Origin of the sequence: Geminicoccus sp. (genome assembly GCF_036263595.1) — a bacterium.
Lineage (GTDB): Bacteria > Pseudomonadota > Alphaproteobacteria > Geminicoccales > Geminicoccaceae > Geminicoccus.
In genome coordinates this window covers 1-18,773 of record NZ_DATAGQ010000116.1, presented here as the reverse complement: position 1 = coordinate 18,773, position 18,773 = coordinate 1, and the positions used below count along the sequence as shown (strand labels likewise).

The 18,773-nt window shown below is 68.6% G+C and carries 19 protein-coding genes; 10 read left to right on the top strand and 9 right to left on the bottom strand.

Features of this window, described 5'->3' with window-relative positions:
- Nucleotide 1 precedes the first annotated feature (1 nt).
- Genes VHL31_RS10475 through hpxZ form a run of 3 tightly spaced genes read left to right on the top strand, consistent with a single transcriptional unit; the run spans nucleotide 2 to nucleotide 2,012 of the window.
- Entirely contained in the window at nucleotides 2–196 is a 195-nt protein-coding gene (locus tag VHL31_RS10475; protein ID WP_329661155.1) for a DUF4089 domain-containing protein, read from the top strand.
- Nucleotides 193–1,587, top strand: coding sequence for an AtzE family amidohydrolase (locus VHL31_RS10470; RefSeq protein ID WP_329661154.1), 1,395 nt, complete (start codon nucleotides 193–195; stop codon nucleotides 1,585–1,587). Before VHL31_RS10475 ends, VHL31_RS10470 begins: the two co-directional genes overlap by 4 nt.
- Complete coding sequence (gene hpxZ / locus VHL31_RS10465; RefSeq protein ID WP_329661153.1) at nucleotides 1,584–2,012, top strand: oxalurate catabolism protein HpxZ; 429 nt, start codon at nucleotides 1,584–1,586, stop codon at nucleotides 2,010–2,012. The genes VHL31_RS10470 and hpxZ overlap by 4 nt, the downstream gene beginning before the upstream one ends.
- Here the strand turns inward: hpxZ and atzF are convergent.
- Complete coding sequence (atzF, locus tag VHL31_RS10460; protein WP_329661152.1) at nucleotides 1,954–3,711, bottom strand: allophanate hydrolase; 1,758 nt, start codon at nucleotides 3,709–3,711, stop codon at nucleotides 1,954–1,956. The genes hpxZ and atzF overlap by 59 nt on opposite strands.
- 67 nt (nucleotides 3,712–3,778) lie before the next feature.
- Complete coding sequence (locus tag VHL31_RS10455) at nucleotides 3,779–4,576, bottom strand: M48 family metallopeptidase (protein ID WP_329661151.1); 798 nt, start codon at nucleotides 4,574–4,576, stop codon at nucleotides 3,779–3,781.
- Between the two features lie 178 nt (nucleotides 4,577–4,754).
- On the opposite strand from VHL31_RS10455, the gene VHL31_RS10450 reads away from it, so the two are divergent.
- Complete coding sequence (locus tag VHL31_RS10450; protein WP_329661150.1) at nucleotides 4,755–5,681, top strand: DMT family transporter; 927 nt, start codon at nucleotides 4,755–4,757, stop codon at nucleotides 5,679–5,681.
- 210 nt (nucleotides 5,682–5,891) lie between these two features.
- On the opposite strand, the gene VHL31_RS10445 is transcribed toward VHL31_RS10450, so the two are convergent.
- The 4 genes from VHL31_RS10445 to VHL31_RS10430 all read right to left on the bottom strand — a co-directional run bounded on the left by VHL31_RS10445 (nucleotide 5,892) and on the right by VHL31_RS10430 (nucleotide 10,749).
- Complete coding sequence (locus tag VHL31_RS10445) at nucleotides 5,892–6,806, bottom strand: alpha/beta hydrolase (RefSeq protein ID WP_329661149.1); 915 nt, start codon at nucleotides 6,804–6,806, stop codon at nucleotides 5,892–5,894.
- A gap of 112 nt (nucleotides 6,807–6,918) precedes the next feature.
- A complete protein-coding gene (locus VHL31_RS10440; protein ID WP_329661148.1) occupies nucleotides 6,919–7,485 on the bottom strand; it encodes a hypothetical protein in 567 nt (188 codons plus the stop codon).
- Nucleotides 7,478–10,396 carry a 2Fe-2S iron-sulfur cluster-binding protein gene (locus tag VHL31_RS10435; protein ID WP_329661147.1) on the bottom strand — a complete coding sequence of 973 codons (2,919 nt, stop codon included), beginning with the start codon at nucleotides 10,394–10,396 and terminating at the stop codon, nucleotides 7,478–7,480. Before VHL31_RS10435 ends, VHL31_RS10440 begins: the two co-directional genes overlap by 8 nt.
- Nucleotides 10,393–10,749: a sarcosine oxidase subunit delta gene (locus VHL31_RS10430; RefSeq protein WP_329661146.1), complete on the bottom strand. Its 357-nt coding sequence runs from the start codon at nucleotides 10,747–10,749 to the stop codon at nucleotides 10,393–10,395. Before VHL31_RS10430 ends, VHL31_RS10435 begins: the two co-directional genes overlap by 4 nt.
- A 225-nt stretch (nucleotides 10,750–10,974) precedes the next feature.
- On the opposite strand from VHL31_RS10430, the gene ftsH reads away from it, so the two are divergent.
- Entirely contained in the window at nucleotides 10,975–12,810 is a 1,836-nt protein-coding gene (ftsH, locus tag VHL31_RS10425) for an ATP-dependent zinc metalloprotease FtsH (protein WP_329661145.1), read from the top strand.
- Between the two features lie 21 nt (nucleotides 12,811–12,831).
- Here ftsH and VHL31_RS10420 read toward each other — a convergent pair whose 3' ends face one another.
- The 3 genes from VHL31_RS10420 to VHL31_RS10410 all read right to left on the bottom strand — a co-directional run bounded on the left by VHL31_RS10420 (nucleotide 12,832) and on the right by VHL31_RS10410 (nucleotide 14,568).
- A complete protein-coding gene (locus VHL31_RS10420) occupies nucleotides 12,832–13,794 on the bottom strand; it encodes a zinc metalloprotease HtpX (RefSeq protein WP_329661144.1) in 963 nt (320 codons plus the stop codon).
- A 24-nt stretch (nucleotides 13,795–13,818) separates the two neighbouring features.
- Nucleotides 13,819–14,163 carry an antibiotic biosynthesis monooxygenase gene (locus VHL31_RS10415; protein WP_329661143.1) on the bottom strand — a complete coding sequence of 115 codons (345 nt, stop codon included), beginning with the start codon at nucleotides 14,161–14,163 and terminating at the stop codon, nucleotides 13,819–13,821.
- A gap of 93 nt (nucleotides 14,164–14,256) precedes the next feature.
- Complete coding sequence (locus VHL31_RS10410; protein ID WP_329661142.1) at nucleotides 14,257–14,568, bottom strand: hypothetical protein; 312 nt, start codon at nucleotides 14,566–14,568, stop codon at nucleotides 14,257–14,259.
- Between the two features lie 141 nt (nucleotides 14,569–14,709).
- Here VHL31_RS10410 and VHL31_RS10405 point away from each other — a divergent pair, with 141 nt between their 5' ends.
- The 5 genes from VHL31_RS10405 to VHL31_RS10385 all read left to right on the top strand — a co-directional run.
- A complete protein-coding gene (locus tag VHL31_RS10405; RefSeq protein WP_329661141.1) occupies nucleotides 14,710–15,102 on the top strand; it encodes a hypothetical protein in 393 nt (130 codons plus the stop codon).
- A 125-nt stretch (nucleotides 15,103–15,227) separates the two neighbouring features.
- The gene (gene hrcA, locus VHL31_RS10400) at nucleotides 15,228–16,307 is read left to right on the top strand and encodes a heat-inducible transcriptional repressor HrcA (RefSeq protein WP_329661140.1); all 1,080 of its coding nucleotides are present in this window, start codon (nucleotides 15,228–15,230) and stop codon (nucleotides 16,305–16,307) included.
- Nucleotides 16,304–16,891 carry a nucleotide exchange factor GrpE gene (grpE, locus tag VHL31_RS10395; RefSeq protein ID WP_329661139.1) on the top strand — a complete coding sequence of 196 codons (588 nt, stop codon included), beginning with the start codon at nucleotides 16,304–16,306 and terminating at the stop codon, nucleotides 16,889–16,891. The genes hrcA and grpE overlap by 4 nt, the downstream gene beginning before the upstream one ends.
- A 52-nt stretch (nucleotides 16,892–16,943) precedes the next feature.
- Nucleotides 16,944–18,185, top strand: coding sequence for an argininosuccinate synthase (locus tag VHL31_RS10390; RefSeq protein ID WP_329661138.1), 1,242 nt, complete (start codon nucleotides 16,944–16,946; stop codon nucleotides 18,183–18,185).
- Between the two features lie 258 nt (nucleotides 18,186–18,443).
- Nucleotides 18,444–18,773: hypothetical protein (locus tag VHL31_RS10385; RefSeq protein ID WP_329661137.1), on the top strand; the 330-nt coding region annotated here is incomplete at its 3' end.

The following is an 18,773-nucleotide window of genomic DNA, read 5'->3' as shown; positions in this document are numbered from 1 at the left end:
CATGCCGGCGCAACCGAGCGACGAGGAACTGGCGCAGATGATCCAGGCGCAGGCCGCCTGCCAGGGCCTGACGATCCTGCCGGAATGGCAGCCGGAGGTGCAGCGGCAACTGAAGGTGGCCTTTGCCATGGCGGCACTCCTGGACCAGCAGGATCTGCCCGATGAGGCCGAGCCGCTGCCGGTGTTCACGCCATGACCGACCTTTGCAGCCTGCCCGGCCACGCCCTGGCCGACCTGGTCGCCCGGCGTCAGGCGAGCGTGCGCGAGATCGTCGACGCTCATCTGGGCCGGATCGCCGCCCATGACCGGCAGCTCGGCGCCTTTACCGACCTCGTCGCCGAGCGGGCCCGCGCCCGGGCCGCGAAGCTGGACGGCGAGCGCAAGCCCCTTCCGCTCAAGGGCGTCCCGTTCGCGGTGAAGAACCTGTTCGACATCGAGGGCCTGCCGACCCGCGCCGGCTCGAAGATCAACCGGCAGCGCCGCCCCGCCGCCCGCGACGCCACCGCGATCCGTCGCCTCGAAGCCGCCGGCGCCGTGCTGCTGGGCGGCCTGAACATGGGCGAGTACGCCTACGACTTCACCGGCCGCAATTGCCATGACGGGCCGTCCCTCAACCCGCGCGACCCCACCCGCATGTCCGGCGGCTCGTCGGGCGGCTCGGGCACGGCGGTGGCCGCCGGCTTCGTGCCGGTGGCCCTTGGCTCGGACACCAACGGCTCCATCCGGGTGCCAGCCTCGTTCTGCGGCCTGTTCGGGCTGAAGCCCACCTATGGAAGGCTGTCGCGCGGCGGCAGCTTTCCCTTCGTTGCCAGCTTGGACCATGTCGGCCCGCTTGCACGCTCGGTGCGGGACCTAGCCGCCATCCACGATGCCTGGATGGGCGTGGATCCGGACGACCCGGTCGTGCCGCCGACCATGGCCATCCCGCTCCTGCCCACGCTCGACCAGAGCATCGGCGGTCTGCAGATGGCGGTCCTGGACGGTTGGTTTGCCCGGAGCGCACAGCCCGAGGCGCTGGCCGCGGTGCATCACGTCGCCGAAGCGCTGGGCGTTACCCACCGGGTCCGGCTCGACGGCGCGGAAGCGGTGCGGGCTGCCGCCTACCTGATCACGATGGCCGAAGGGGCCGCCCTGCACAAGCAGCGCCTGCGCACCCGGGCAGCCGACTTCGATCCCGAGGTGCGCGACCGCCTGCTCGCCGGCACAATGCTGCCTGCCAGCTGGGTCGTCACCGCCCACAAGCTGCGCCGCCGCGTGCTGGAGCAGGCCCGCCGGCTGTTCGGCAACCTCGACATCCTGCTGGCCCCGGCCACGCCCTGCACCGCACCCGCCGCCGATGCCCGCATGATCGTGCTGGACGGGGTGGAACTGCCGCTGCGCGCCAATATCGGCCTGTTCACCCAGCCGATCTCGGCCATCGGCCTGCCCGTGGTCGCCGTCCCGGTCACCACCGTGGCACCCATGCCGATCGGCGTGCAGATCATCGCCGCACCCGGGCGCGAAGATTTGGCCCTGCGCGTCGCGCGGCATCTGGAAAAGTCCGGGGCCGTCGCCAGCGGGGTCGCCAACGGATACGGAACGCCATGACGCTTCGCGACATTCCGGCCGTCAAAGCCGAAGTAGAGAAGATCTTCGCGACCTATGAAAAGGCGCTGGTCGAGAACGACGTTGCAACGCTTGACGCGCTGTTCATCCACCACCCCGCCACCATCCGCTACGGCATCGCCGAGAACCTCTACGGGATCGAGGCCATCCAGGCATTCCGCGCCGCCCGTTCGCCCGCCGGACTGCAGCGCCGGCTGGAGCGGACGGTCATCACCACCTTCGGCCACAACACCGCCGTGGCCTCGACCCTGTTCTACCGCGACAGCCAGCCCGGCAAGGTCGGCCGCCAGCAGCAGACCTGGATCCGGACGGACGACGGCTGGAAGATTGCCGCCGCCCATGTCTCGGTCATCCCGGACCCGGACCACCCTGAGCCAGGAAAGCGCGCCACCCGCCGAGGCTCGTAATGTCCTCGGCACCTTCGGCCGCATGTCCCTCGCAGATGAAGCCGGCCACCACCCGCCCATCGGCCAGGGTCACCTTGCCGATGCCCAAGGGTGCCGGGATGCCGGTCACGAACCGCCCGAACGCTGCGTCCGGCAACGCCCAGAGCTCGCCCGCGATCGATGCGCCCTGGCCAGCACCCACGCGGATCAGGCCCGGCCGGTGCGGCGGCCCGCCGGGCAGAGCATAGAAGCGGTAGTGCGGTGCTGTTTCCACCTCTTCCAGGAACACGCCGCCGGCACCGGTGATCTGCGGGTTGAGCGGCAGGCCGCTCAAGTGCGCGCCCACGACCAGGAACGGCACCGAGCCCGACGGGACCGGCCTGGCCGGTAGCGCCTCGCCCAGGAAGGCCGCCCCCAGGCATGCCAGCCGCAGGTCCCGCCCGGCCGGCGCGATCCAGGTGATCCCGGCCGGCGTCCCGTCGCTGCGCTCCGGCCCCGGCACCGCCAGCGCGCACAGATCGAGCAGGTTTACGAAGTTCGTGTAGGTGCCAAGCTCGCTGTTGCGGAGCACGGGCTCGGCGTCGACCTCCTCCAGCGTCACCGGCCGAGGGATCGACGGCACCACCAGCGCCTCGATCCCCTGCCACACGGCCTCGGTCGCCCGCTTGAGCTCGGCCAGGCGATAGAAGGCCTTGAAGGTGGCCACCGCGTCGAACCGGCTGGCCCCTTCGATGATCCTTCGGGTCACCGGGTGGAAGGCCTCGGGATCGCGCGTCAGCAGATCCTCGACCGCGGCGTAGCGCTCCGCCACCCAGGGCCCCTCGTAGAGCAGCCGCGCCACCGCGAAGAACGGCGCCAGGTCGATCGGGACGGGCACCGCCCCCATCTGCTCCAGCCGACGGAGTGCTGCATCGAAGGCCGCTTGTGCCAGTCGGTCGCCCAGGAAGATCCGGCTGTCGGCGTCCGGCACGCCGATCCGCAGGCCGGGTGCGCCTGCCCCTCCAGCCATCAGGTCCAGGCGGCGTGAGAATGGATCGCTTGCATCGAATCCCTCCGCCACCTCCAGCACCGCCAGGGCGCCGGCCACGTCCCGTGCGAAGACGGAGATCGTGTCGAGGGTGCGGCAGGCCGGCAGCATGCCGGTCGAGGACAAGAGGCCGACGCTGGGCTTCAGGCCGACAATGCCGTTCAGGGCGGCCGGCACCCTCCCCGAGCCAGCCGTGTCGGTGCCGAGCGCGAACGGCACGAGGCCAGCCCCCACCGCCACGGCCGAGCCGGACGACGACCCGCCCGGCACCCATGCGGGCACGCGCGCATTCCTCGGCACGCCATAGGGGCTGCGCACCCCCACGAGCCCCGTCGCGAACTGGTCGAGATTGGTCTTGCCGATGACGATGGCGCCGGCCGCCGTCAGCTTCTCCACCACCACGGCCGAGCGCTCCGGGACCCGGGCGAAGGCAGGGCAAGCCGCGGTCGTCGGCAGCTCGGCAACGTCGATATTGTCCTTCACGACGAATGGCACGCCAAACAGCGGCAGCCTGTCCCGGTCCTCGGGCTTCAGCGCCCCCGCATCGATCAGCGCCTCGTCCTCCGGGCGGAGGGTGATGAAGATTGCGTGATCGTCATGGGCGCGGATGCGCGCGTAGCAGGCCCGGATCGTGTCGAGCGGGTCGGTCCCGCTCCGATGGGCCTGGACGATCTCCGCGATCGAATCCGTCATCTGCCTGCCTTCCCCTTGCACCGCGATCCCTGCCCATCCGAGCAAGCGCCGTGCCGTAGGGCAAGGCTCAGCTGGCGGCCTGCCGGTAGATGGCCTCGGCCTCGGGCAGCTGCTCCTGAAGCCGCGCGATGCGGTCCTCGCCGCTCGGGTGGGTCGAGAGGAAGGTCGGCGTGCCGCCCCCGCCCGCCCGGTTCATGTTCTGCCAGAAGTCGACCGATTCGGATGGGTCGTAGCCGGCCTTCGCCATGTAGGTGAGCCCCAGCGAATCCGCCTCCAGCTCCTGGCCGCGGGAGTAGGGCAAGATCACGCCATACTGGATCAGTGCGCCGCTGGCTGCGGCCGCCAGCTCCGGCGAGATGCCCGCGATCTGTGCGCCGAAACCTGCCGCCAGCTGGCCGTACTGGGAGAGCCTGGTCGTGCCCATCCGCTGGGCCGCGTGGCGTGCGTTCACATGGCCGACCTCGTGGCCCATCACGGTCGCGAGCTGCGAGTCGTTCTCGGCCACGTTCAGGATGCCGCGATACACGCCGATCTTGCCGCCCGGCAGCGCGAAGGCGTTGATCTCGTCGCTATCGAAGACGACGACCTCCCATTCCGAGAACGGGATGTCCGAGCCGCTCGCCGGCACGATCCGCGCCGCGATGTCGCGCACCCGCTCCTGCGCCGTGCCACTCTGCAGTGGCGGCGTCTCGCTCTTGATCGTCTGGAAGGCCGAGGCACCGAGCTGCGCTTCCTCCTCCGGTGAGACCGCCGAGGCCGCGAACCGGTTGTAGGATTCGCAGCCGCTGAGCGTCCCCATGGCCGCTACGCTCGCCAGGCCCAGCATGTGCCGGCGGGACAAGGGAGCACAGCAGGTGCAGAACATGGGGCTTCCTCTTCCTGATCAGACGTCTGCGCAAGCGTTCTAGCGGCCCGCCCGGTTCCCGACAAAGGCACTGTCGAATGGGATCGACTGGCTAGTGACGATCGCCGCCGCCCATGCCAAACCGGTGCCGCGCCGGTCCGCCCGAGGGCTGGCTGCCATTGCCTGCGAAGAAGATCCCATGCCCCGTCGGTCCCCTGCCACGTCGGCCATGCTGACCGGCGTCGCCCTGGTGATTGTCGGCGTCACCTGCTACGCGATCATGGACGGCCTGGGCGTCTTCCTGTCGGAGAGCCAGAGCATCGTGCAGATCGTCTGGGCACGCTACATGTTCGCCCTGCCGGTGGTCCTGTTCGTCGCCGCACGGCACGGCATCGTCCGGACCTATGCCAGCACCCGCCGCCCGTTCATCCAGGTCCTGATGGGCCTGTTCCCGGCCTTGGCCAGCTTCTCTGTAGCCGGCGGCTTCGGCCTGCTCGACCTGGCCGAGCTCACGGCGATCACCTTCGCCTCGCCGCTCCTGGTGGTGGCCCTGTCCGCCCCGCTGCTCCGCGAGCACACCACGCTGCACGACTGGATCGGCGTGATCGGCGGCTTTGTCGGCATCCTGCTGGTCGTCCGGCCCGGTGCGGATGCGCTGGCCTGGGCAGCGATCTTTCCGCTCGGCTGCGCCTTCTTCTTCGCGCTCTACCAGATCTCGATGCGCTTCGTCGGCCGCGAGGACGACCCGGTCTCCACCCTGGCCTGGTCGATCACCACCGGCCTCGTCGTCACGATCCCGCTGGTCTTCCTCGACTGGCGCCCGGCCTCCCCTGGCGCCTGGGTTGCCATGATCGCATCCGGCCTCGTGTTCGGGGCTGCCCAGTTCTGCCTGATCGCAGCCTTCCGTCGCGCCGCACCGGCCCTGCTGACGCCGTTCACCTACGTCCAGATCGTCCCGGCCGTGCTGATCGGCATCGCCGCCTTCGGCAACTGGCCGGACCTATGGACGATCGTCGGGACCGTCCTCGTGATCGCGGCCGGGATCTACGTGCTCGACCGGCGTCGGCGCGGCCCCGCGCCTGGCCAGCGCTCAGAAGTGCTCGGTGATGAACTGGTGGGCAAGTAGCCCGATCCGGTAGCCGACATAGGCCCCGGCGATGTGGCCACCTACGAACCCGGCAAACGCGATGATGGTCATGTCAGGCGATCCAGCACGGATGGGAAGAAGGGTCCTCTCCTCCCGACCGGTGGTTCGGGCAGGCCAGAAGCTTGTAGTGCATCTGGCTGGCTTCTCATACCATCAGTTGAATTCACTTATTGTCGCGCAACCCTATGGCTAGCTTGTGCACGCCGTCGGCAGGCTCCGTCCCGCCCAGGTCAGGGCATCGCTCAGTGCCGGCCGCCAGTGCTCCCAATTGTGCGCGCCATCGACGACCCGCAGTTCCGCTTCCACGCCCGCCGCCCGAAGTTGCAGGAAGAAGTCGACATTGGTCGCCAGAAGGGACGGGAAGTCGTCGTCGCCGGCATCCAGCCAGATCGCCGGCCGCTCCTGCGTCGCCGCCAGCGCCGGGATCCGCGGGAACAGGTTCCATCTGTTGAAGCGCTGCCAGTCGAACGGGTCGCTGAACAGGGCGCCGAACATGAAGACATGGCGGCGCGCCCGCTCGGCCGGGTCGTCCGGCATCGGCGGGAAAATCGCGCTGGACAGGCCCAGCACAGCGCCGAAGCGATCGGGATGGTCCATGCCCATGAGCAGCGCCCCGTAGCCACCCATCGACAGGCCGCCCGCCAGGCGCAGCTCCCGGCAGGCGGCGGTCGGAAAGGCGGCGTCGACCGCCTCGACCAGTTCCTGGGAGAAGGCCTGGAACACCGGTCCGAAACCGCTCGGCCGCGGATCGTCGATGTACCAGCTGTCGTTGCCGTCCGGCATGACCACGAGCATGGGCGGGATGCGGCCGCTTGCGATCAGCGGCTCCATGATCTCGTCGATCCGGCCGGCATCGACCCAGTCGCGCTCGTTCCCGGCCAGCCCGTGGAGCAGGTAGAGGACTGCCCAGGGCCGTTCCGCCTTGGTCGGATCGGACGGCAGGAACAGCTCCGTCCGCACCTCCCGGCCGAGCACCTGGCTGTGGAACGTCCAGGAACGGACCGACCCTGCCATGGCCCCTTGGAGCAGCGTCACCAGGATCAACGCCGCGACGGCAGCACCCGCCATGGCTCGCCGGCAATCTAGGACAATCGTCCTCGGCATGGTAGAATCGTCGGCTGATCCGCTCGCGCGATCCATGCTCCGCCAGACGGGCCTACCCATGATTTTGCATGAACGAACCCAACAAACCATTGATCTGCCTGGAAATTCGCCGTCAACCGGTCCCGACCAGCGGCACGTGCCGGCCGATCCAACTCCACAGGAACGGCACCAGCGACCGGTCCACGAACACGCGGACCCGGTCGCCCCGGGCCACCAGCGTCACCGGCTGCAGCGCCAGGAGCGTCCGCGCCGAGCAGCCATCGGCCACCTCCACCGAACAACCATGGGCCAGCAGGGCGCGCGCCCCCGACCCCGTCAGCTCGATGGCCGGCAGCCCGTCCGTCACGTCGGTGACCAGCACCGAACGGGGTACCGCCGCCATGATCCCGGCCACGAACGCAAAGCGCTCCACCCGGTCGCTCGTCACCAGCCAGCGATCCGGCGCAGTCCAGATCGAGCAGGGGTCATTGCCCTGGCAGCTGCCCGGCCGCCGGTCGAGCCGGTGGCCGAGCACCCCCTCCAGTGACTCCGGCAGGCCGGCCGAGCCGTGGGTGGAGGCCAGGCCCACCGCCGCACGGATCGGCGCCACCGTCACCCGCAGGCCGGCTACGCCCGGGATCGGCGGCAGGTCCAGGGCCTGCTCCAGCGGTGCCGGCGTGAGGATGGACGGCTCAGCCACGCAGGCGCTCCCCGGCAGGATCGTAGAACACCGGGCTTACCACCTTGGCATGATACACCTTGCCCAGGTGGAACAGGTCGACCCTGGCACCTTCCGCCTGAAGCCGGCGACCATCGGCCACGATGCCGAGCGCGATCGGCCGGCCGAGCGTCGGCGACTGGTAGGCGGAGGTGACATAGCCCCGGCTGCGCCTGGAACCGCCCGCGTCCCGCTCGAACATGTGGGCGCCCGTCGGAATGGGCTCGTCCGGAACAGTGTTCAGCAGCCCCACCAGCTCCAGCCGCCGCTCGTCCCGGCTGACCGGCCGCATCAGGGAGCGCCGCCCGACAAAGTCGTGCTGCTTCTTGCGCAACGGTGCGGTGATGCCCAGGTCCTGCGGCTCCGTATTGCCGTCGGTGTCGCGCCCGACCAGCACGTAGCCCTTCTCCGCGCGCAGGACGAGCAGGGCCTCGGAGCCAAGCGGCACGATCCCCTGCTCCTTCCCGAGATCAGCCAGCAGCCGGTACAAAGACGGCCCGTACCCGGCGGGCACGCTGATCTCGAACGACAGCTCGCCGGTGAAGCTCACCCGCGCGATCCGCACCGGCACGTCGCCGAGCCTGCCCTGCACGAAGCCCATATGCGGCAGCGCCTGCGCCGACAGGTCCACGTCCACCGGCAGCCTGCCCACCACGACTCGTGCCTTCGGTCCGGTCACGGCGAAGGTTGCCCACGCGGTCGTCACGTTGCTGGCGACGACCCCCAGCTCCGGCCAGCCCGTCTGCCGCCACTCCTCCACCAGCGCATGCACGCCTGTGGCATGGCTCGACGACGGCGACAGGAGGAACCGGTCCTCCGCCAAGCGGGAGACCACGCCGTCGTCGTAGAGCTTGCCATGCTCGGTCAGCATGAAGACGTAGCGGACCCGCCCAGGCTTCAGGTCGCCGAGCGAGTGGTAGAACAGCCGGTCCAGGAAGACGGCCGCGTCCTTGCCGGCCAGCTCGATCTTGCCGAGCGGGCTGCCGTCGAACAGGGCCACGCCCTGCCGCGTGGCCAGGACTTCCCGCGCAATCGCCTCGGCACGTCCCTCGCCTTCCTGGGGATAGAAGGCCGGACGCGACCAGCCGCCATAATCATCGAACACCGCCCCGACCCGGACATGCTCGCGATCGGCCGGCAGCAGGCGCAGCGGCGTCAGCAGTGCCTCGCGCCTGGAGCCGGCGATGGCCGCGAACGAGACCGGCGTGAAGGGCGGGCGGAAGGTCGTCGTTCCGACCTGCTCCACGGGCACCGCCAGCTCGTCGGCCATGAGCGCCAGCCCGTTCAGGTTGCTGGTCTTGCCCTGGTCGGTCGCCATCCCGAGCGTGGTGTAGCGCTTGAGATGCTCGACCGAGACGTAGTTCTCCTGCCTGGCCAGGCTCACGTCCTTGGCGGTCACGTCGTTCTGCAGGTCGACCCACTGGCGCACCTTTGGCCGGTCGAGCTTGCGCCAGCGTGCCTGGCGATAGGCCGGCTCTGCCTCCGCTTCTGGCGCGGCAAAGCTGCCCGACCCGATCGATCCTGCCCGATGCCCGTCCGCCAGACAGCCGGCCGTATCGAACCGGCCATTGGCAGCACCTACCGTCGCCACGGAACCGGCCTCGCCTGCGGGAACGAACGCATCGAGCCGCTCGTCGAAGCGGAGCTTGCCGCCGGCATGCATGTGCAGGTGCACGGTAGGCGTCCATCCGCCCGACACGGCGACCAGGTCGCAGGCGAGTTCCGTGCGCGGGCCGCCGGCCAGCGGCTCCACGACCACGCCCGCAACACCCACGCGGCCTTGCACGGCGATCACTACCGAGCCGACATGCGTCGGGATGGACGGATGGGGCGCCACGTCGGGGCGCAGGTCGACGATGACCGGCTCCGATCCGGCCAGGGCCAGCGCCTCGGCGGTGCGCCAGCCGGAATCGTTGCCCGTCAGCACCACCACCGCCTGCCCGGCCCGCACGCCATGCCGTGCCAGATAGGCGCGCGCCGCAAAGGCCGACATCACGCCCGGCCGGTCATTGTCCGGGAACACCAGGGGCCGCTCGATGGCCCCGGTCGCGAGGATCGTCCGGTCCGCGCGCACCTTCCAGAGATATTCGGGCGCAAAGCCGGCCGGCACCGGCCGCCGCTCCGCCAGGATCGCCAGCCCATGGTCGAACAGGCCCATGGCGGTCGTCGATGGCAGGAACGTCACGTTAGGCATGGCGCCGAGGTCGGCGATCACCCGGTCGACCCAGGCGGCAGCCGGCATCCCGTCGATATCAGTCGGATCCACCAGCAGGGCACCGCCAGGTGCCGGCTGGTCGTCGACCAGAAGCACGCGCTGCCCCGCGGCCGCGGCCGCGCGCGCCGCCGCGAGCCCGGCCGGGCCGGCGCCGACGACCAGCACGTCGGTGTGGTGATGCCGCTGGGCGCGCAGCAGTGGCTCGCGCTCCACCGGCACCACGCCCAGCCCCGCCATGGCCCGGATGCGCGGCTCGAACAGGTGCCAGTTCGGCCGGATGAAGGTCTTGTAGTAGAAACCGGCTGGGATCAGCGGATGAAGGCGGTCGAGAAAGCCGTAGACGTCGCGGCCGGCCGATGGCCAGCCATGCACCGTCTTCACCGCTTGCCCGTCCTCCAGCGGGACCAGGGTCGCCCGGGCGTTCGGATCGTGCCGTCCGTCCGGATACTGCACGTCCAGGATCGCGTTGGGCTCCTCGGCGCCGAAACCCCAGAGACCGCGCGGCCGGTGGTACTTGAACGAGCGGGCCAGCACCGCCTGTCCGTTCGCCAGCAGGGCCGATGCCAGGCTGTCTCCCGCGAAGCCTTTCAGGCGCCGCCCGCCAAAGGTGAACGAGAGCGGCCGCGACCGGTCGAGCGCCGACCCTCCCTGCGCGACACGACCGGCCCGCGTGCTCAAGCCTGCTCTCCCGCACCGCCCATCACGGTCTCGGAAGGAGCCGGCGCCTCCATGGCGCCATGCTGCTCGCCGGCTGTCCGGCCTTCGGTCGAAGGATGCCCCGGCAGAACTTCCGTCCTCTCGATCCGGTGCGTGACCGTGTCCCGCTCGGCCAGGAACCACTGCCCGCAGCCGCCGGCATGGCACCAGAGTTCACGATGACGCCCGCGGTGGTTCTCGCGCAGGAACAGGTACGCAGCCCATGCGCGGTCGTCGGCCGCGTCCGGCTCCGGGCGGGTCACCCCGGCTTCGATGCCGAACCTGAATTCGGTCTCGTCCCGTGGCCCGCACCACGGACAGGCAATCAAGAGCATTCCACCTCCAGCGTCCGGCGAACCAGGCCAGCAGGTGGCGAAGGGAGCCGTTCCACGGGGCCGGAAGCTAGAAGCAGCCGCGTGATCCCGCTAGCGCCGCGTGTGTGCACTTGGGCGGGGTCGCACGATCTTCGTTGCCCGGTCTTGTGTTTTGCGGGCGGCATCGAAACCTACTGCATCGAAGGCGGCAGGCCTGAGCGGGACCTTGAACCGAGGATCGACGCGATGAAGAAGCAGACGACGTTCCATTTCTGGTACTGGATCGCCGCCTTCGTCGGCATCCTGATCATCCAGTATCTCTACACGACTGCCCAGACGGTGGCGCCCGTCCTGTACAGCGACTTCGAGCAGTATCTGCGCGAAGGCAAGGTCACCGAGGTGGCCATCTCGGACAATTTCATCCAGGGCAAGCTGCGCGATCCCCTGCCGGGCGGCCAGACCCAGTTCGTGACGACCCGGGTCGACCCTGCCTTCGCGGAACAGCTCCAGCAGTACAATGTCCGCTTCACCGGCCAGATCGAGAGCACCTTCCTGCGCGACCTCCTGTCCTGGGTCCTGCCGGTCGCCCTGTTCTTCGGGCTGTGGATGTTCCTGCTCCGCCGCGTCGGCGGCGGCATCGGCGGCGGACTGATGCAGATCGGCAAGAGCAAGGCCAAGGTCTATGTGGAAACCGACACGAAGGTGACCTTCGAGGACGTGGCCGGCGTCGACGAGGCCAAGGACGAGCTCAAGGAGATCGTGGCCTTCCTGAAGAACCCACAGGAGTACGGACGGCTGGGCGGCCGGATGCCCAAGGGCGTGCTGCTGGTAGGCCCGCCCGGGACCGGCAAGACGATGCTCGCCAAGGCGGTGGCCGGCGAGGCCAAGGTGCCGTTCTTCTCGATCTCCGGCTCCGAGTTCGTCGAGATGTTCGTAGGCGTCGGGGCGGCACGGGTGCGGGATCTGTTCGAGCAGGCCCGTGCCAAGGCGCCTGCCATCATCTTCATCGACGAGCTGGATGCGCTGGGCCGCGCGCGGGGTGTCGGTCCGTTCGCCGGGGGCCATGACGAAAAGGAGCAGACGCTGAACCAGCTCCTGGTCGAGCTCGACGGGTTCGACGCGTCAGGTGGCCTGGTCCTGCTCGCCGCCACCAACCGCCCCGAGATCCTGGACCCTGCCCTGCTGCGGGCGGGGCGGTTCGACCGCCAGGTCCTGGTCGACCGGCCCGACAAGGTGGGGCGCATCCAGATCCTGAACGTCCACATGAAGAGGGCGAAGCTTGCGCCCGACGTGGATGCCGAGAAGGTGGCGGCGCTGACCCCCGGCTTCACGGGGGCCGATCTCGCCAACCTCGTGAACGAGGCGACCCTGCTCGCCACCCGGCGCCATGGCGATGCCGTGACGATGGACGATTTCAACAACGCGGTCGAACGGATCGTGGCCGGGCTGGAGAAGCGCAATCGGCTCCTCAACCCACGCGAGCGGGAGATCGTGGCCTATCACGAGATGGGCCATGCGCTGGTGGCCATGGCGCTGCCGGGTGTCGACCCGGTCCACAAGGTGTCGATCATCCCGCGCGGCATCGGGGCGCTCGGCTACACCATTCAGCGGCCGACCGAGGACCGCTTCCTGATGACCCGCGAGGAGCTGGAGAACAAGATGGCGGTCCTCCTGGGCGGCCGCGCCGCGGAGTGGATCGTCTACGGCCACCTCTCCACCGGTGCAGCCGACGATCTTGGCCGGGTGACTGACATCGCGCGGGCCATGGTGACGCGCTACGGCATGTCCCAGAAGCTCGGCCACGTGGCCCTGGAACGGGACCAGCGCTCCCTTCTCACCCCCAACGCGCTCGCTGGCGGCCCGCAAGAGCGGGACTTTTCCGACGAGACGGCGGCTAAGATCGACGCGGAGATACGAGCCATTGTGGACGGCGGGTTCCAGCGGACCGTCGACCTGCTCACGGAGCGGCGGTCGCTGCTGGAACGGACGGCGCGGCGTCTCCTCGAGAAGGAGACGCTCGACGAGGCCGAGCTGGCCCGCCTAGTCGGCGCAAGGCCGGCCGCACAGCCGCAGGTGGCCTGATGGGCGTCCTCTCGAGCTGCCCTACATCATGACCCGGCGCACCAGGCGCTGCGGGCCGTTGCCCCGCCGTCCAGGATACAGCTGTGCCTCCTCGATTATGGGGATGGCCACTGGGTGCAGCTGGGTCATGCTGGCCAGCCGCTCGACGCGCTCGCGCAGCGGCGGGTGGGTGCGGAACCAGTGCAGCCAGCGGCCGCCGCGCGAGGCAAACCGTTCCCAGTCGTCGCCCTGGATCATGTGCAGCCGTTCCAGCGCCTGGATCATCCCCACGGGGTCGCCGGTCAGCTCGGCAGCCCCCGCATCGGCCAGGAACTCGCGGCGCCTTGAAAGGGAGCGCTGCAGCAGGTCGCTGATCAGCGGCGCTGCCAGCAGGAGCAGGACGGCCAGGGGCGAAACGACCACGCCGGCGCTCCAGGCGAGCGGCAGGAGCAGGATCAGCAGGATCATGCCGGTGTTGGCCATGGCACTCGTGAGCGAACCCGCCGTCTGCGCCAGGCGCATGATGAACAGGTCGCCATGACGAAGATGGGCCACCTCATGCGCCAGGACGGCGGCCAATTCGCGCGAGGGCAGCGCGCGTACGAGGCCGCTGGTGACCGCGATGGCCGGACGCTGGCGGGTACCATAGGCCATGGCCTGAAGCACCGGCGACGGCAGCAGGTAGAGCTGCGGCTGCACGCCAAGGCCCGCCCTCCTGGCCAGGTCATGAAGCAGGCGGACGAGGCCCGGGGCGTGGTGCACGGTCAGCGGAAGCGCTCCGTACAGGTGCCGGAACGTCCCGTCGCCCGAGGTCGAGCCGAACAGGAGGAGGCCGGCTGCCATACCGATGCCGAACAGGACCCCGGAAGATCCGGCCAGGCCGTAGCCGGCAACCGCCGCAAGCCCGATGATCGCCGCCAGCAGCAGGCCGGACTGCAGGCGGTTCAGCGCCCGCTGTCGGGCCAGGGCGCCGGGATCGATCCTGGAGCGAAACACCTGGCTCACCGCCTGCCGCCTCCGGTCGCAAGGTCAGCCATGCAGCGCCAGCGAGTCGGCCGGCGCTTCGTCCCGCTCGCTCATGCCGTAGTCCCGGATCACCGCCGCCACCCGCAGCCGATAGTCCTCGAAGACCTGCTCCCTGCCGGCCTTCTGTGCAGCCCGGTGCCGCTCGACCTGCCGCCAGCGTGCCACCGCCTCCTCGTCGCGCCAGAACGACAGCGACAGGAGCTTGCCGGGCTGGGTCAGGCTCTCGAACCGCTCCACCGAGATGAAGCCGTCGACCTCCTCCAGCACAGGCCTGAGCCCGGCAGCGATCTCGAGATAAGTCTGGCGCAACTCCGGGCGCGGAACGACCTCGAAGATGACGGCGATCATGGCACGGGTCTCCAGGCAGCGAAGGAACGTTCTGGCATCGCTCTGGATGAAGGACGTGACGGGCGCAAACCGGAAGTTCACGAACGTCCGGGATCAGCCGTTGCGTTCGCGCTGCTCGTCGTCGTCCTTGTGCACCAGATGCAGGTGCTGGGCTGCGGAGCGCAGCTTGTCCTTGGTCTTTCCGGCCACGGCATGGGCCGTGCCCTTGGCGAGGCTCGACGCACCCGCTCCCGCGGTCATCAGTGCCGCCTTGGGGTGCTCACGCACCAGCACGGCTGCAGCGTGCATCAGCGCGCGAACGAGAACGCCCCGCGCCCTCGGCGAGCCGAGCAGCCGCTGCACCAGAACCCCCAGCGCCTTCGGCACCTTCCGGCCCGGTCGCGCCTTTCGCCTCCGCTGCGCCATCCTCACCACCCCGTTATCCAGCCGTCACGGAACCGCCTCTGTCCGGTAGCGTTCCCTTGGCGATCCGGTCGACCTTGTGCAGGCCATGCGACGAGACATCGAGCTGGCCTGCCGATCGGCCGACAGGCGGGAGCATACCAGTTGGCCAAGGCGTACAAGATCCCAAAGAAGATCGCGGGCGTTAAGGTGCCGCGGGCACTGCGCAAGTCCAAGTCCATTCGCAAGTTCCTGAAGGACCCCGACAACCGCCAGATGATCACCAGCGCGCTCATGGCTGCAGGCGGCGCGCTTGCCACGGCGCTGGCCGAACACAGGCCTGGCGGCAAGCAGGTCAAGCATGCCTTGCACGAGGCAGGCGACATCGGGTCCGGCGCCGCTGGCGGCGTGCAGTCAGCAGCGGGGGCCATGGGCAACGTCGTCGCAGGTGCCGCACGGTCCCTGGCCTCCACGCTGACGCACGACAAGGACAAGAAGCATACAGGTTATGCCAAGGGAGCCGATGGCGACGACCTGGACAGTAGCCCGAGGCACTAGCCGCCAGAGCCGGATCGGACCAGTCGGCGGGAACATGCGGGCCCGGCCGGTCTGCAGCATCCGTTGACGTGCATCCTCCCGATTCCTACATCGGGTCCTGGCTGCGAAGCCGGGCACCAGGACCGATGATCACCGAACTGAACAGCCGCTCGCGCGAAATCTTTCGCCGGATTGTCGATGCCTATGTGACGACAGGGGAGCCTGTCGGCTCACGGACGATCGCGCGCAAGCTGGACGAGCAGCTTTCCTCGGCCACGATCCGCAATGTCATGGCCGATCTCGAGGATGCCGGGCTGCTCTATGCGCCGCACACCTCGGCCGGCCGCATGCCGACCGCCGCTGGCTTGCGCCTCTATGTCGATGGCCTGCTCGAAGTCGGCAATGTCGGCGACGAGGACAAGCGCAGCATCCGGGCTCAGTGCGTTGGTACCGGGAAAAGCCTGGAGGCGGTGCTGGGCGATGCGACCGAGACCTTGTCCGGCTTGACACGGCATGCGGGCGTGGTCGCCGCCCCGGCCGGGGACCGGCCGTTCCGGCATGTCGAGTTCGTCTCTCTGGGCCCGGGCCGGGCGCTGGTCGTCACGGTCAGCGATCATGGCATGGTCGAGAACCGGATCATCGACGTACCGCTGGGCATGCCGCAGACCTCCCTGATCGAAGCCGGCAACTACATGACCGCGCGCCTGTCCGGCCGGAGCTTCGCCGAGGCACGGATGCTCGTTCACCAGGAGATCGAGGCCCGCCGCGCGGAGATCGACGAGGCCACCCAGCGGGTGGTGGAAGCCGGCTTGGCGACCTGGGTGAAGCCGGGCGACAATGGCGACGGCTTCCTGATCGTGCGGGGCCAGTCCAAGCTCCTGGAGGATGTCCAGAACCTGGCGGAGCTGGAACGTGTCCGGCATCTCTTCGAGACGTTGGAGACACGCAAGAACCTGCTGCGGCTCGTCGAGGCGGCGCAGAGCGGCAATGGCGTTCAGATCTTCATCGGTGCTGAAACGGAACTTTTCGACCTGACTGGCTGCTCCATGGTGATCGCACCCTATCGCGCCCCAGCGCCGAACCAGGGCCAGTCTTCGGTCGTGGGAGCGATCGGCGTGATCGGTCCCACTCGGATGAACTATGCGCGAATCATCCCGATGGTCGATTACACGGCTCGGGTGGTCAGCCGCATGCTCGGTCATAACGATAGTGGAACCCAGGAATGACGACGGAACACGACCAGACCCAGCCGGAGGCGGTGAACGAGGCGGTCGAGGCAGTACAGGTGGATGGTCCCGAGCAGGAAGTCGCGGACCTCAAGGACAAGCTGCTGCGCGCGCTGGCCGACGTCGAGAACACCCGCCGGCAGAAGGAGCGCGAGGTCGACGAGGCGCGGCGTTACGCGGTCACAAGATTCGCGCGTGACCTGCTGGACGTGGCGGATAATCTGCGCCGGGCGCTGGCGGTGCCTGCGGCGGCTGCCGAGGAGAATCCGGCGCTCAAGAGCCTGCTCACGGGCGTGGAGATGACCGAGCGCAGCCTCCTCTCGGCTTTCGAGCGGCACCAGATCAAGCGCATCGAACCGGCAGTGGGCGAGAAGCTCGACCCGAACCGCCACCAGGCCATGTTCGAGGTTCCGCGTGCCGACGCAGCGCCGGGTACGATTGCCGAGGTGGTTCAGGCCGGCTATTTGATCGCCGACCGCCTGCTGCGGCCGGCCATGGTCGGTGTCGCGGCACGGCCGGCCGAAGCGGTGCCCGAGACGCCGGCGCCGGGCGAACCTAGCCAGACCGTGGATACGCGGGCCTGAGGCGCATCGCCCGCCGACCCATTCGGGTGTGGTCCGGGGCAGAGGACATTCGATGAAGAATGCTGTGAAGCGGGTGGTGCTGGCCTATTCGGGCGGGCTCGACACCTCGGTGATCCTGCGTTGGCTGCAGGACAATTATGGCTGCGAGGTCGTGACCTTCACGGCCGACCTGGGTCAGGGCGAGGAGTTGGAGCCGGCGCGCGCCAAGGCCGAGATGATGGGCGCCACCCAGATCTTCATCGAGGATCTGCGTGAAGAGTTCGTGCGCGACTACGTGTTCCCGATGTTCCGGGCCAACACCGTGTACGAAGGCGCCTACCTGCTGGGCACCTCGATCGCACGGCCGCTCATCGCCAAGCGCCTGGTGGAGATCGCACACGAGACCGGTGCCGACGCCGTGGCGCATGGGGCCACCGGCAAGGGCAACGACCAGGTCCGCTTCGAGATCTCCGCCTATGCTCTGGATCCCTCGATCCGGGTCATCGCCCCCTGGCGGGAGTGGGACCTGAACTCTCGCGACAAGCTCATCGAATATGCCGAGGCCCGGCAGATCCCCATCCCGCGCGGCAAGCGCGGCGAGCCGCCCTACAGTACCGATGCGAACCTCCTGCACATCTCCTATGAGGGCAAGGCGCTCGAAGACCCGTGGGTCGAGCCTGACGAAGAGATGTTCACCCGCTCCGTCGCCCCGGAGGCTGCTCCCGACCAGCCGAGCTATGTCGAGATCGATTTCGAGCAGGGCGATCCGGTCGCCGTGGACGGGATCCGGCTGTCCCCGGCGGCCCTGCTGTCCCGCCTGAACGACCTGGGCGGTGCGAACGGCATTGGTCGCCTCGACCTGCTTGAGAACCGCTTCGTCGGCATGAAGTCGCGCGGCGTCTACGAGACGCCCGGCGGCACCCTCCTCCTGGCGGCCCACCGCGCCATCGAGAGCGTCACGCTCGACCGGGGTGCGGCGCATCTCAAGGACGAGCTGATGCCGCGCTACGCGGAGCTCATCTATAACGGCTTCTGGTTCACGCCCGAGCGGGAAATGCTCCAGGCGGCGATCGACAAGAGCCAGCATAACGTGACCGGCACGGTCCGCCTGAAGCTGTTCAAGGGCAGCGTGCAGGTCGTCGGCCGCAAGTCGCCCTTCACGCTCTACAGCCATGAATATGCGACGTTCGAGGCCGATACGGTCTACGATCAGCGCGATGCCGAAGGCTTTATCAAGCTCAACGCCCTGCGCCTGCGCATCAAAGGGCTATCGGGCCGACTCGCAGCGAAGAACGAGGAACAGCGGCAAGGTTGACTAGGTAAGTCGGCGCAGACACCGCCAGCGCTGACCGTAACACTAGAAATGTGCGAAAGTGCACCATCAACCAGCCTGAAAAATTCTGTAGTAAATGATTCCCTCGATCTACGCATTAATGGTGTTGATCCGGAAATGTTTCTATCTTGATGTCTCACGGCAGGAGAAAATTCTGCTGGCGGTGTCGCAGTTGAATTGAAGTCCAGGTACGCCTCTTCTATCTCGCCTCCAAATGGGACTAATTTCCAGGAGTGGATGATGCTGAGGCGTTTCCTGGCGGCCGCCGCACTCGTGCCGGTAATGGCACTTGGCTTGGCGCAGGCAGCTCAGGCTGCATCGCCCAACCGTTGTGGTGGGCAGTACACCTCGAACAATCTCTACTGGCGTACCGTCGCTCCCTCGCTCGGCCAGGTCATGGCGCAGCTGCCAGTCGGCAAGCGACATACCTCCGGCAACATGATGTCGCTGGACTATCGCGTCGATGATGCCGGGAGGCCCGTCTACCGCGCCGAGTTCGCCAAGCAGTGGCAGCACATCTTCGGCACGAACACGGCGACCGGCTATGGTCGCCTGGTCCGCGGCAGCTGG

Bases quoted from the DNA above. Each gene is read 5' to 3' on its own strand.
- hrcA (WP_329661140.1), top strand. From the start codon at position 15,228: ATGATCACCGAACTGAACAGCCGCTCGCGCGAAATCTTTCGCCGGATT.
- VHL31_RS10470 (WP_329661154.1), top strand. From the start codon at position 193: ATGACCGACCTTTGCAGCCTGCCCGGCCACGCCCTGGCCGACCTGGTC.
- grpE (WP_329661139.1), top strand. From the start codon at position 16,304: ATGACGACGGAACACGACCAGACCCAGCCGGAGGCGGTGAACGAGGCG.
- atzF (WP_329661152.1), bottom strand. From the start codon at position 3,711: ATGACGGATTCGATCGCGGAGATCGTCCAGGCCCATCGGAGCGGGACC.
- VHL31_RS10390 (WP_329661138.1), top strand. From the start codon at position 16,944: ATGAAGAATGCTGTGAAGCGGGTGGTGCTGGCCTATTCGGGCGGGCTC.
- ftsH (WP_329661145.1), top strand. From the start codon at position 10,975: ATGAAGAAGCAGACGACGTTCCATTTCTGGTACTGGATCGCCGCCTTC.
- VHL31_RS10415 (WP_329661143.1), bottom strand. From the start codon at position 14,163: ATGATCGCCGTCATCTTCGAGGTCGTTCCGCGCCCGGAGTTGCGCCAG.
- hpxZ (WP_329661153.1), top strand. From the start codon at position 1,584: ATGACGCTTCGCGACATTCCGGCCGTCAAAGCCGAAGTAGAGAAGATC.
- VHL31_RS10455 (WP_329661151.1), bottom strand. From the start codon at position 4,576: ATGTTCTGCACCTGCTGTGCTCCCTTGTCCCGCCGGCACATGCTGGGC.
- VHL31_RS10450 (WP_329661150.1), top strand. From the start codon at position 4,755: ATGCCCCGTCGGTCCCCTGCCACGTCGGCCATGCTGACCGGCGTCGCC.
- VHL31_RS10430 (WP_329661146.1), bottom strand. From the start codon at position 10,749: ATGCTCTTGATTGCCTGTCCGTGGTGCGGGCCACGGGACGAGACCGAA.
- VHL31_RS10410 (WP_329661142.1), bottom strand. From the start codon at position 14,568: ATGGCGCAGCGGAGGCGAAAGGCGCGACCGGGCCGGAAGGTGCCGAAG.
- VHL31_RS10445 (WP_329661149.1), bottom strand. From the start codon at position 6,806: ATGCCGAGGACGATTGTCCTAGATTGCCGGCGAGCCATGGCGGGTGCT.
- VHL31_RS10475 (WP_329661155.1), top strand. From the start codon at position 2: ATGCCGGCGCAACCGAGCGACGAGGAACTGGCGCAGATGATCCAGGCG.